Origin of the sequence: Paenibacillus faecalis (genome assembly GCF_900289175.1) — a bacterium.
Classification (GTDB): domain Bacteria; phylum Bacillota; class Bacilli; order Paenibacillales; family Paenibacillaceae; genus Paenibacillus_AQ; species Paenibacillus_AQ faecalis.
Window position 1 is genome coordinate 1,671,098 of the sequence record NZ_LT985747.1, and the last position, 12,797, is coordinate 1,683,894.

At 46.9% G+C, this 12,797-nt stretch carries 9 protein-coding genes, 1 pseudogene and 1 other annotated feature; of the genes and pseudogenes, 3 read left to right on the forward strand and 7 right to left on the reverse strand.

Annotated features, from left to right (window positions below; translation table 11 throughout):
* Positions 1–492, reverse strand: a sequence feature (23S ribosomal RNA rRNA prediction is too short).
* 710 nt (positions 493–1,202) lie between these two features.
* Both C8268_RS08175 and C8268_RS08180 read left to right on the forward strand, forming a co-directional pair.
* On the forward strand, positions 1,203–2,438 hold the full coding sequence (locus C8268_RS08175; protein ID WP_199794937.1) for an MFS transporter: 1,236 nt from the start codon (positions 1,203–1,205) through the stop codon (positions 2,436–2,438).
* A gap of 137 nt (positions 2,439–2,575) precedes the next feature.
* Entirely contained in the window at positions 2,576–3,334 is a 759-nt protein-coding gene (locus C8268_RS08180; protein WP_106767207.1) for a DeoR/GlpR family DNA-binding transcription regulator, read from the forward strand.
* A gap of 180 nt (positions 3,335–3,514) precedes the next feature.
* Here C8268_RS08180 and C8268_RS23115 read toward each other — a convergent pair.
* From C8268_RS23115 to rfbC, 7 genes and pseudogenes are all read right to left on the reverse strand, one after another.
* Positions 3,515–3,640, reverse strand: a pseudogene (locus tag C8268_RS23115) (MFS transporter); the annotation flags it as partial.
* A gap of 238 nt (positions 3,641–3,878) precedes the next feature.
* Complete coding sequence (gene ligA, locus C8268_RS08190) at positions 3,879–5,891, reverse strand: NAD-dependent DNA ligase LigA (protein ID WP_106767208.1); 2,013 nt, start codon at positions 5,889–5,891, stop codon at positions 3,879–3,881.
* Positions 5,892–5,943: 52 nt separating this feature from the next.
* Positions 5,944–8,271 (reverse strand): DNA helicase PcrA, encoded by a 2,328-nt coding sequence (gene pcrA, locus C8268_RS08195; RefSeq protein ID WP_106767209.1) that lies wholly within the window; start codon positions 8,269–8,271, stop codon positions 5,944–5,946.
* 58 nt (positions 8,272–8,329) lie between these two features.
* Positions 8,330–9,019, reverse strand: coding sequence for a heptaprenylglyceryl phosphate synthase (gene pcrB / locus C8268_RS08200; protein WP_106767210.1), 690 nt, complete (start codon positions 9,017–9,019; stop codon positions 8,330–8,332).
* Positions 9,020–9,237: 218 nt separating this feature from the next.
* Positions 9,238–10,107 (reverse strand): dTDP-4-dehydrorhamnose reductase, encoded by an 870-nt coding sequence (gene rfbD, locus C8268_RS08205; RefSeq protein ID WP_106767211.1) that lies wholly within the window; start codon positions 10,105–10,107, stop codon positions 9,238–9,240.
* Positions 10,104–11,126, reverse strand: a complete 1,023-nt coding sequence (gene rfbB / locus C8268_RS08210) for a dTDP-glucose 4,6-dehydratase (protein ID WP_106767212.1) — start codon at positions 11,124–11,126, stop codon at positions 10,104–10,106. The genes rfbD and rfbB overlap by 4 nt, the downstream gene beginning before the upstream one ends.
* Positions 11,127–11,139: 13 nt before the next feature.
* Positions 11,140–11,688: a dTDP-4-dehydrorhamnose 3,5-epimerase gene (rfbC, locus tag C8268_RS08215; protein WP_106767213.1), complete on the reverse strand. Its 549-nt coding sequence runs from the start codon at positions 11,686–11,688 to the stop codon at positions 11,140–11,142.
* A gap of 254 nt (positions 11,689–11,942) precedes the next feature.
* Here rfbC and C8268_RS08220 point away from each other — a divergent pair, with 254 nt between their 5' ends.
* Entirely contained in the window at positions 11,943–12,683 is a 741-nt protein-coding gene (locus tag C8268_RS08220; RefSeq protein ID WP_106767214.1) for a MerR family transcriptional regulator, read from the forward strand.
* Positions 12,684–12,797 lie beyond the last annotated feature (114 nt).

Genomic DNA, 12,797 nt, shown 5'->3' on the forward strand with positions numbered 1-12,797 from the left:
CGCTTGGGCCTATTCACTGCGGCCCCCTCGTGCTATTCACACTACCGGGGCACCCCTTCTCCCGAAGTTACGGGGTCATTTTGCCGAGTTCCTTAACGAGAGTTCTTCCGCGCGCCTTAGAATTCTCTTCTCGCCTACCTGTGTCGGTTTGCGGTACGGGCACCTTCACCTGACTAGAGGCTTTTCTTGGCAGTGTGAGATCATGACCTTCGCTACTACAATTTTCACTCCCCATCACAGCCTGGCCTTATCGATATGCGGATTTGCCTACACATCAGCCTCACTGCTTGGACGGACATCCATCAGTCCGCGTCACTACCCTCCTGCGTCACCCCATCGTTCATAACGGTTTACGGTGGTACAGGAATTTCAACCTGTTGTCCTTCGATTACGCCTTTCGGCCTCACCTTAGGTCCCGACTTACCCTGAGCGGACGAACCTTCCTCAGGAAACCTTGGGCTTTCGGCGGATCAGATTCTCACTGATCTTTTCGTTACTCATACCGGCATTCTCACTTGTATACGCTCCAGCGCTCCTTACGGTACACCTTCAACGCCTATACAACGCTCCCCTACCCCTGAATCGACTTCACTCCAGCTTCGAAGTCCTGTATTTAACCCCGGAGTGCATTTGGTCATCCTTGATTTCATCTCAAGTCTGACAAAAATGAACACTTGGGCCCTCACTACCTCAAAGAAGCAGTGAAGTCGATTCAAGCCATAGCTTCGGTGGTGTGTTTAGCCCCGTTACATNTAGAAGCTAACGAATTAACGTTGCTTTGTTTGAATTGACGTGATTCATTTGTTCAGTTTTCAAGGAACTTGTCCGCTACTCGTTCGGTGATTTTCATTACCGCCTCAGCAGCGTGGAATATTATCATATCAGATCTTATCGAATGATGTCAATACCTTTTTCGACGATTTTCGACGAAATTTTTTCCGTATTATTTTCCGCATCATTCTATTTTACTCTGTCAAAATCGACAAGAATTAATATACCACGCTGGAACTTATTTATCAAGACATTTCAACAAAAAAATTTCTGCTGATCTATAACTTCCACATTTAAAAAAACATTTAAAAAATAAATGAATTGATTTACAGATAAAAAGGTTTTAAGGTAAGTTCATCACTAAAGTTTTTTTCTTTCTAATATTATTAAAGAGAGATGAGGTGACCTGATTGTCAAATAAACCACTCACTCTGGACCCTGCCGCTTCTTCATCCAAACCGATCCAAAACAACCCCCAGCAGGAGACGGTGTACAAAATATTACTTGCGATCAGCTTTGTACATTTGTTCAATGATTCTATCCAGTCGGTAATTCCCGCTATTTTTCCGATACTAAAAGATAATCTGCTTCTCACCTTTACACAGATCGGGTGGATTTCGTTCGCCATCAACTTCACTTCGTCGATCATCCAGCCGGTTATTGGCTATGCAGCAGATAAGCGGCCAACACCGATCCTTCTGCCCATTGGCATGTGCTTCACTTTTGTCGGTGTATTTATCCTGGCGTATGCAGACTCATATATGCTAGTTCTTTTCTCAGTCGTATTGATTGGTCTTGGCTCAGCAACATTTCATCCTGAAGGAATGCGCGTTGCCCATATGGCTGCGGGTTTACGCAAAGGACTGTCCCAATCTATTTTTCAAGTGGGCGGAAACGCCGGTCAATCCCTGGCCCCTTTGTTAACCCGATATGTGTTCGTTCCTTTCGGTCAGATCGGAGCACTCGGATTTACCGTTATAGCCGCCGCTGGAATTATAGTTCAGACATATGTAGCCCGATGGTACAAGGGTATGCTGGATGCAGGTTACACGTTCAAAAAAGGAACCAGCGCCCGCTCCATGGACCCATCCCGACGTAAAAGCATCCGAATGGCAACCTTGATCCTGGTTACTCTCGTATTTGTTCGTTCATGGTACGGCGCGGCCATCAGCAGCTACTATGCCTTCTATTTAATGGATGCTTATAAAATATCTATCGATAACGCACAAATCTATATCTTCTTATTTCTAGCTTCAGGAGCTGTAGGTACATTTTTCGGCGGCCCGTTAGCCGACCGCTTTGGGCGGCGAAATCTGATCATGCTTTCGATGATCGGAACCGCACCGATTGCAATTGCCCTGCCTTTTGCCACGCCTTTTTGGGCTGCTGTACTGCTGTTAGTTGGCGGATTCATCCTGCTCTCAAGCTTCTCCGTCACCGTTGTATACGCCCAGATGCTGTACCCCGGCAACATCGGTACCGTCTCCGGTCTTATTACCGGCTTTGCATTTGGCATGGGCGGTGTTGGCTCACTTGCACTCGGAGGCCTGGGAGATGCATGGGGAATTGGGAATGTAATGATCGCCGTTGGCTTTCTTCCTTTACTCGGTTTGCTGGCCTTATTCCTTCCGGGAGATGCACAGCTTAACGAATGGTCCAAGGAGTAAAATAGAAAGAAGCTTTTGCTTTTCGCTAACAATGCCGATAATTAAGGCCTAGAATCGAAGGAGATGAAGTGTTGATTAACTCTTGGTGATATGTTATATTTTAACAAACTTGTTACCCAGAACAGGAGTACGATTTTATGAAAGAAAAACGCCTACAGCATGTTGAAGAATATATTCATTCTGTCGGGACAGCGTCCATAGATGAACTATGCGAGCATTTTCAGGTATCCAAAAACACAATACGACGCGATATCGATAAAATTGTTGAAAAAGGTACAATTCAGAAAGTGTATGGCGGTGTCACTTCTGTCTCCCAATTGGATCCCTTTGAGAACAGAGGATATACGAATCAACAGGAGAAGGTCGCTATCAGTAAAAGTGCGGCCCAATTAGTCGAAGATCATGACCTTATCTTTATTGACTCAGGCACAACAACAAGAAATATGATTGATTTTCTCCCCCGCTTCAACAAATTAACGATTTTAACGAACAGTTTGGATATTATCAACGCCGCGGCCAATTTGGAGCATATCACTTTACTGACGATCGGCAATCATTATAAGCGGAGCACCAAATCATTTGTAGGTACCGATGACCTGCATTTGCTTGACAAATATAATATTACCAAAGCTTTTATGGCCGCAACGGGAGTTTCCATAACCAACGGCTTAACCAATTCGGACATTCTGGAATACGAAATCAAGAAAAGAATCGCCGAAAAGGCGCGTAAATTATATTTATTGGCCGACGCCTCCAAATTCGGCAAAGCTACGTTGCTGACATATGCCCAATTACAAGAAATCGATGGGATTATTACCTCTGAACCTTTAACGGAGGAATATGCTATATTTTGCGAGAAAAATAACATCTCCGTTCATGTCGGAACGAATCTATAAATAACACCAAATAATAAAGAAAAGAGATTAATTAAAGGGTGGCGCAGCCTTCAAGAAGATTGCCACCCTTTAATTATAAAAATGCTTTTGTCCTACTGCTACAATACCGTACTTGCAGATACCTTCGCTGAACTCGTCTGATCCAGTTCCTCAGGTGTTTTCAAAAATACAGTTACAATGAAGCGGTCCTACAAAGTTGCGTAACCCCGAGACCAGATTAAGAGCAGAAGTCGCAGCGCCTTTCTGATCAGGAGCCATCATCGGCACAAGAGCGGACAGAGGCGCATAGCCGGCCAACCCGGCTCCAAACAGCGACATGGCAGTCAGGATGATCAGTAATCCATTCTTCAACTCTGTTACCGGTGAAAGATTGCTCTTCTTTTTTCCAACGGGTCCTTTTTTGCTCCGTTCTGTTATTCAAATCACCTCTATCGCCTCGTCAATATCTTCCTTTGTCGAAATCGGAACCTAGGCCATAGCCCTAAAATAAAAATGACTCCTGAAAATAAATTCAGAAGTCATCTTCGTAACTATATTTTTTTATTTACTCCTTTAACAACCGAACAAACTCATCTTCGTCCTCAATCACTTGGATACCAAGCTGCTGAGCTTTGGTCAGCTTGCTGCCTGCCTTTTCTCCAGCGATGACAAGATCGGTCTTCTTCGACACGCTTCCAGTGACCTTCGCCCCAAGATGCTCCAGCCGCTCTTTCGCTTCCTCACGGGTCAGCTGATGAAGTGTCCCCGTCAGTACAACCGTTTTGCCGCTGAAAAAGGAATCCGTACTTACGGAAGGCGGTGCTTCCGGCGCCTTGGCCTGAATTCCGAGAGATAGCATCTTCTCAATGCTTGCCCGTGCAAACGGATCAGCAAAATATCCAGCTATGCTTTCCGCCACGATGCTGCCGATATCCGGCAGATTTACCAGCTCCTCCTCGGTAGCGGACATTACCCGATCAAGATCGCGATAATGATCTGCCAGCATTTTGGTCGTGGATTTACCGGTGTTCGGAATGCCCAGTGCATAGAGGAAAGATGCAAGATCCCGCTCCTTGCTCTTCTCAATCGCATTCAGCAGATTTTGCGCCTTCTTCTCGCCAAAACGCTCAAGCTTTACCAGACTGTCAAACGACAAAGTATACAGATCAGCCGGCTCGCGCACGCTTAGTTCCTCGTACAGCTGATTTGCCGTTTTGTCACTTAAGGTTTCGATATCCATCGCATCACGTGAAGCAAAATGGGTAATACGGGCTATAATCTGCGGTTTGCAACCCAGCTTGTTATTACAGAACAAATGCGCCCCTCGCTGCTCCAATGGGAAACCACATGCGGGACACTGCTCCGGATAGATGATCTCTTCCCCGTCATTCTCTGCCGTTACCTTTCCGAGAATTTCAGGAATGACGTCATTGGAGCGGCGAATGAACACACGGGTTCCAAGAGCGAATTTAAGGTTTTTGCGTTCGATGTCACCGACATTGTTCAGCGTGCAGTTCTGCACCGTTACCCCGGCGAGCTCCACAGGTTCAACACGGGCAAGCGGTGTAATTTTTCCGGTTCGTCCAACATTCCAGCTTACGGATTCAAGTACGGTTGTCGTCTCCTCCGCCTCAAATTTATAGGCAATAGCCCAGCGTGGAAATTTATCGGTATAGCCAAGCACTTCACGGGTACGCATATCCATTACCTTCAAAACCGCACCATCGATCAAGTAGTCCAGCTCGGAACGGCGGACTTCGATATCGGCCAGCTGTTCTGTAACATCATCAAAGTTCTCGAAATAAAAAATGTACGGATTCACCTTGAATCGATTGTTGCGCAAAAATTCCATCATTTCTTTATGATCGGTAAACTTGATATGGTCCGAATACCCTACATTGTAAAAATACGCGCTGAGCTTTCGCTCTGCCGTCACCTTCGGATTCAGGTTGCGAAGTGCGCCAGCGGCGGCATTCCGAGCGTTCTTAAGCGGTTCTGCAGCCGTCTTGTTGTACTCCTCCAAAACAGACAGATTCATAATCCCCTCGCCCTGCACTTCTATCGTGCCTTCCTTGTAAGGGATCGTTAACGGCACGGATTTAATCGTCTTTACCTGCGCCAGTATACCTTCGCCAACAACACCGTTGCCCCGGGTAGACGCCTGAATCAATCTTCCGTCCTTATAAGTCAGATTCAGTGTCAGTCCATCAAACTTCAGTTCGAGGGCATAACAAGGTACCGGCAGAGGATGGTCCGGATTTTTCGTATTATAGTCGTTAACCAACCTGATCACACGTTCCTGCCAGGTGCGAAGCTGTTCGATATTTTGAGCCTTGTCAAGACTCCAGAGCGGAGCCAAATGGCGGTGCGGCACAAAACCCTTTAACAATTCTCCGCCCACCCGTTGTGTCGGAGAATCCGAGAGTACCACTCCGGTTTCCTTTTCCAATGCCACAAGCTGATCGTATAGAGCATCATATTCCTTGTCGCTTACAAGCGGTTGATCCAGCGTGTAGTAATGGTAGTTGTAATTGTTCAGCTCCGCGACGAGCTTCTCCATCTTTTCCTTAAAATCCATGCCGGGGCCATCCTCCTTCGTTCATATAGGCCATCATTAACAAGTATGCGATTTATTCTACTTTTGTAATCGGTGCAAAAGCGGCCAACAGACGCTTTACACCGACGGGTGCCGGGAATGCGATCTGAAGCTCCATGTCATTGCCCGCTCCCTTTACGGAAACGATTGTTCCCGTTCCCCACTTCCCATGGGCAACTTTATCGCCGGCTTTAAATCCTTCTGCGCTTCCGGAAGCTGCCGCCGGGCGTGCAGGCGTTCCGCTCGTTACGGTCACGCGGCTTTTCTGAACTGCGCCGCCAGAAGCCGCTGTACCTCCGCGCGGCAAATCCTTGGAGCATCCTCCTCCAAAGTTGCTGCCTCCACCGCTGCCGAAACCTCGGCCGCCATAGGAGCCGCCAACGTTACCACCGCGGCGGTAGCGGTCGTGAGACATTTGGGTGTCTTCCTTCAGCTCATCCGGGATTTCATCCAGGAATCGGGAAGGCGGGTTAGCGGTCGTACGGCCGAACAAGGTCCGCATACGCGCACAAGAGAGGAACAGCTGCTTCTCTGCGCGAGTAATCCCAACGTATGCTAACCGTCGCTCCTCCTCCAGCTCTTCATCATCGGAGAAGGTCCTGCTGTGCGGGAATACTCCCTCCTCCATGCCGATGATGAACACGACCGGAAACTCCAAACCTTTGGCGCTGTGCATCGTCATAAGCACAACCGCATCGCTTCGATCCTCTTCATCGTCGTTCATCGTATCGATATCGGCGATAAGGGCGAGATCGGTAAGGAACGAAACGAGAGATTTGTCTTCGTTATTTTTCTCAAATTCCTGAGTAACGGACAAGAACTCTTCAATGTTCTCCAGGCGCGATCTGGATTCAATCGTATTTTCCGTCTGCATCTCTATTCGGTATTCCGACATTTCCAGCACTTTCTCCGTCAGTTCCGTTACCGACAAAAACTCGGTCATCCGGTTTAGCGCTGCAATCATATCATAAAATTCAACAAGCGCATTGCGGGTCCGCCCGGCAAACCCAAGGTCGTCCACCACTTCCAGCACACGGTATATGGAGACTCCCCGCTCATCCGCAGCTGCCGCCAGCTTCGCAACCGTTGTATTTCCGATGCCTCGCTTGGGTACATTGATAATCCGTGTCAAACTGATGTCATCATCCGGGTTAGAAATCAACCGGAGATAGGCAAGAATATCCTTGATCTCTTTACGATCATAGAACTTAATTCCGCCGACAATCTGGTAAGGAATATCCGACTTGATCAGAATTTCCTCGATCACCCGGGACTGGGCGTTCGTACGGTACAGAATAGCATGATCCTGATAGGACTTGCCTTCTCTTATGTTTTTATTAATTTCGGAAGTAACAAAATACCCCTCATCATGCTCTGTATCCCCGCGGAACACTTTGATTTTCGGCCCGTCCCCCTGATCAGTCCACAGGTTTTTCGGCTTGCGTCCCGTATTCAAAGCGATGACCTTGTTGGCCGCATTCAGTATGTTCGCGGTTGAACGGTAGTTCTGTTCCAGCAAGATCGTCTGTGCCTCCGGATAGTCCTCTTCAAAGTTCAAAATATTGCTGATGTCAGCTCCGCGCCAGCGGTAAATGGATTGATCGCTGTCACCTACCACGCAAATACGGTGATGGCTGTCAGCCAACATACGGCATAGCATATACTGCGCCCGGTTCGTATCCTGATACTCATCCACATGAATATATTGGAACTTGCGCTGATAGAAGTCGAGTACTTCAGGCACTTCCTTAAACAGCTGGATCGTGATCATGATCAGATCATCAAAATCGAGAGAGTTGTTGCTCTTCAAGCGTTTTTGATATTCCAAATATACCTTGGCAACAAGACTTTCATAATAATCCCCGGCCCTCTGTTCATACTGCTGGGGAGAGATAAGTTCGTTCTTGGCTGCACTCATCGTAGCCAAAATCGCTTTAGGCTCGAATTTTTTAGTATCGATGTTAAGGTGCTTCATACAGTTGCGGATCACCGAAAGCTGGTCAGTCGTATCCAAAATGCTAAAGTTTGAGGTGAACCCAATCCGTTCAATGTCTTTACGGAGAATCCGCACACACATGGAGTGGAATGTGGATACCCAAATATCCCGGCCCTCACTGCCAACAAGCCTGGATACCCGCTCCTGCATTTCACGGGCAGCTTTGTTCGTAAACGTAATCGCCAAAATGCTCCACGGCGGAGCCTTTCGAGTAGCGATCAGGTATGCGATCCGGTGCGTAAGCACCCGGGTCTTACCCGATCCGGCTCCGGCCATAATAAGCAGCGGTCCGTCAGTCGCTTCAACCGCTTTCCGCTGCTGGGGATTGAGGCGCTGGATAGCCTCGTGTATGTTAATGGGCTGCATAAGTTCAGTGGCCTCCTATTTTGTATAGAATAAATAAGGATTTAAATCATTCATGTCATTAGCCTTTCACGACCTTAACGGTCTCCAATGCCCCGGATAAATCATCATAAATTACATTACCGACCACGATCGTATCAGCAATGGAAGCTGCAACACCTGCCTGTTCAGCACTTGTAATCCCGCCGCCATAGAACAGCCTGGCGTGATCCAATGATCTACGCACCGTGCGCACCGTATCCATATCGCCAAACATACCGCTGTATTCCAGATAAACAATCGGCAAACTCATCAGTTTGTCCGCAATCTGGGCATAGGCTGCTACCGATTCTTCGCTGATCTCGGTTTCGGCTTTCGTAAGTTTAGCTACAGCAGCATCCGGGTTCAATACGATGTAACCTTCGGTAACGATCAGTTCCCATGGAATCATGTATCCATAACGCTCGATTCCCTCACGATGACGATCTACGATCCATGTCGGGTCAGACGTGTTGAGCACCATCGGAACCATATACAGGTCAAAACCAGGCACAACCGCCTCTAAATCGGATACTTCCTGCACGCACGGCAATTCATAGCGGCGCACACGCGACATTAAATCCACCGTATTTTCATAGGTTACGCCTGTGGAGCCGCCCAACATAATGGCATCCGTCCCTGACATGCATACTTTATCCAGTATATCATCTGAAATCTCTTTCTCAGGATCGAGCTTAAATACATGCCTCCAGGGCTTTATTATATCTTTCAACGTCATTCCTCCACGTTAACGGTCTACTACTAAACTAAGTCTATGATAGCAGCGTAAGCAAGTCAATTTTATGTTCGCATTGGATACGAACATTTTCTACCTTTGTATCCCCGTATAAAAAAGAGAAATCCAATCTTGAAAAGAAGGATTTCTCTTTAAATGTAAGCCATTGTACGATTCGCACATTTCCAACCTCTGCTTTGCTGCTCTCAATCAAGCTACAAACTATGCCTCATGCTGGGTAAAAATTCCTCTAATGCCTCGCTCCAATGGCGAAACTCATCAAATTGGTTGTTACGGATTGCCAGATGCCCCAAAACAGAGTTTTCGGGCCTTGGAGCTGCGCGCGGAAACTCATCGGTCCTGCACGGCTCTAACCTGGCTTTGAAAGATACACCGAGGAGTTCTTGTGCTTTTTCAAAAATAGCCTTCGCAAACTCATACCAAGTACACGCACCGCTATTGGAAGCGTGATAGATTCCGTACTTTTCTGTAGCTGTCAATTCCAAAAGAAAATGAACCAGATCAACCGTGTAGGTAGGAGATCCTTTTTGATCATTTACCACCTGAAGGAGTTCTCTCTCCTGACCAAGACGCAGCATCGTTTTTACAAAATTTTGTCCATGACGACCGAAGACCCACGATGTTCGGACGATGAACCATTGAGAGCACAGTCCTTGAACAAGGCATTCACCAGCCCGTTTGGTTTTTCCGTATATGCTTTGCGGGTCCGGACGATCGTACTCATAATAAGGATGAGGGCTCTGGCCATTAAAGACGTAATCTGTGCTTATATATACCAGCTTGGCTCCGACGCGCTCCGCAGAAAGCGCCATATTTCCGGTTCCGGTAGCGTTGACCAGATATGCCTCATCCACATTCGTTTCAGCCGCGTCAACCGCCGTATAGGATGCACAGTGAATAATTACTTCCGGTTGATGGACCGATATCACCTGCTGACAGTGCTCCATATTGGTAATGTCCAGCTCTCTCCTGCCGCAAGCGATAACATGGTGGCCTGCCTCACTAAATAACGAAACAACATCTTGCCCGATCTGACCCCGAGACCCGGTTACAAGCACCTTCATTGGGGACCGCCCAAGCGCTCGCCGTATTGTCTCGTTACATAATCACGATAAGCACCTGATTGAATTCTTGTCCACCAATCTTTATTGTCAAGATACCACTGAATCGTCTTTTGAATGCCGGATTCAAAGTTATGCTCCGGCTTCCAGCCCAGCTCCTTCACCATCTTGGTCGGATCAATGCCATACCGTCGATCATGTCCCAGCCGATCTTCAACATAGGTTATAAGGGATTCCGGTTTCCCGAGCTGTTTTAAAATCGTTTTGACGATATCGATATTTGTCCGCTCGTTGTTCCCGCCAATGTTATACACTTCCCCGTCACGGCCTTGATGAAGCACAAGATCGATGGCGCGACAGTGATCCTCTACATACAACCAGTCCCTGACATTTAAGCCGTCTCCATAAACAGGAAGCGGCTCATCGTTCAAAGCCCGAGCAATCATTAAAGGGATCAGCTTTTCCGGAAATTGATAGGGCCCATAGTTGTTGGAACAGCGGGTTACATTAACAGGCAGGCCGAACGTTTCGTGATAAGCCCTGACGAGCAGATCTGCTCCCGCTTTACTCGCAGAATACGGACTGTTCGGCGCAAGCGGAGTCGTTTCCGTAAAAAGACCGCTATCTCCAAGCGAACCATATACTTCGTCCGTAGAGACTTGAACAAACCTGCTTACGCCGTATTTCTTGGCCGCATCAAGCAACACCTGAGTACCTAATACATTGGTGTTCACAAACACCTCCGGCTCCAAAATACTGCGATCTACATGAGATTCAGCCGCAAAGTTAACAACGGCGTCAACCCCCTGCTGAAAAATGGAGTCAACCGTTTCTTTATGAGCAATATCGCCTTTAATGAATGAATAGTTAGGATCATCCTCAACCGACTTTAAATTTTCCAAATTACCTGCATACGTTAATGCATCCATATTCATAATGTGATAATCGGGATGCTTCCGCAGCATATACAACACAAAGTTACTTCCTATAAACCCGGCACCACCTGTTACAAGCAGCTTCATATGAAAAGACCCCCTATTCATCAAACAATTCAGCATGTTTCAGCAATGGATGACGCTGATCTTTCTCGGAAAGAATCGGGCTGGAAGTTGGCCAAATGATACCCAATGCAGGATCGCTCCACAATATACCGCGGTCATGCTCAGGGGAATAGTATTCATCCACTTTATAAAGAACCTGGGTATCCGGTACAAGCGTGCAAAATCCATGGGCGCAGCCCGGAGGCACCATCAATTGATGTTTGTTGTGTTCGCTGAGAATAACACCGATCCACTGCCCAAACGTCTTTGAACTTTTTCGTATATCCACAACAACATCGTAAATAGCACCGGAAAGAACGCGAACCAGCTTCGCCTGCGCCTTCGGGTTAAGCTGGTAATGGAGACCTCTTATCACTCCCGGTTCGGCGGAAAGAGAATGATTATCTTGAATAAAATGATAGTTAATCCCATGCTGCCGAAGTACGTGCTCATTATAGCTTTCCATAAAAAAGCCCCGATCGTCACGGTGGATTACCGGTTCCAATAGACTGACGCCGTTTAATTGAAGTGGAGTCCTTATCATCATTGATTACTCCTTTATTCATATTAGATACTTCGCCCGAATTCATTGCTGAGCACAGCATGTTATCAATTCGCCCTCGTGGAATAATATTCCTTTTTCCGATTATTATAACAGCCAAACGAGCCTTTTTCATAGATCAAATGATCCAGGTTTGACTCGCTTGTAATCAACGTCATGCTCCTTTATCCTCTATGATATAATCAGCACTATAAAAGGTGACGATACGTTACTTGCAAGGTTTGAGGAGGGATGGCATGAATCGATGGACTACCGGACAAGTTTCCAAGCAGAACAACATTTCTGTGCGCACACTGCGTTATTATGATCAAATCGGTCTTCTTACGCCAAGCTTTAAAGATAATAACGGCCGGCGTTACTACTCTGAAGAGGATCTTTTTACTCTGGAAAAAATAACACTGCTCAAGTCGCTCTCGCTGTCACTTGAAGATATCCGCAATGTGCTGGAAAAACTGTCCTTGCGTGACATTTTAATCGCACATCACAATCATCTCCATGAACAGCTTTCGGCACTGCAAACCAGCATTTCGAACACCACGACCTTGATCAATATGATCGATCTGGAAGGAACGCTGTCATGGGAGAAGGTATCCCACCTTGTACAAATCGCCCGAACGAGCTCTAAAAAATGGATCGACTATTTCGAAGAGGATGAACAACAGTTTCTAAAGCAGGCGCTTCCGAATTTAAGCCAAAACGACCGAACGACCCAGCAATACGTCTCCTTATTACGCCGGATCGAGTGGTGTATCGATCAGTCCATCGCACCGGAATCGGAGGAAGGTTATCACATTGCTACGGGTCTGATCGAGATTTCGAATGAAACGTTCAAAGGAGACGAAGAACTGATGAACAAGTTCTGGGAGGTGCGAAAACAGCCTGCTGAGCAGTCGGGTCTATATCCGGTATCCGAGGAAGTTCTTGATTTTGTAGAACGCTGTATCACTTACGCAATGGAGCAGGATAAGGCCAATTAACAGAGTTTAGCGAAAATGCCTCCTTAGCAAAACTTATGTACGGAAAACAGAAAAAAGAAGCATACCAGCCTGGATCGTGCCGGTATGCCCTTCATTATCTGTCATGTTTTCTCT

Coding starts and splice junctions, on each gene's coding strand:
- C8268_RS08180 (WP_106767207.1), top strand. CDS start 2,576: ATGAAAGAAAAACGCCTACAGCATGTTGAAGAATATATTCATTCTGTC.
- rfbC (WP_106767213.1), bottom strand. CDS start 11,688: ATGATAAGGACTCCACTTCAATTAAACGGCGTCAGTCTATTGGAACCG.
- pcrA (WP_106767209.1), bottom strand. CDS start 8,271: ATGCAGCCCATTAACATACACGAGGCTATCCAGCGCCTCAATCCCCAG.
- C8268_RS08220 (WP_106767214.1), top strand. CDS start 11,943: ATGAATCGATGGACTACCGGACAAGTTTCCAAGCAGAACAACATTTCT.
- rfbB (WP_106767212.1), bottom strand. CDS start 11,126: ATGAAGCTGCTTGTAACAGGTGGTGCCGGGTTTATAGGAAGTAACTTT.
- rfbD (WP_106767211.1), bottom strand. CDS start 10,107: ATGAAGGTGCTTGTAACCGGGTCTCGGGGTCAGATCGGGCAAGATGTT.
- ligA (WP_106767208.1), bottom strand. CDS start 5,891: ATGGATTTTAAGGAAAAGATGGAGAAGCTCGTCGCGGAGCTGAACAAT.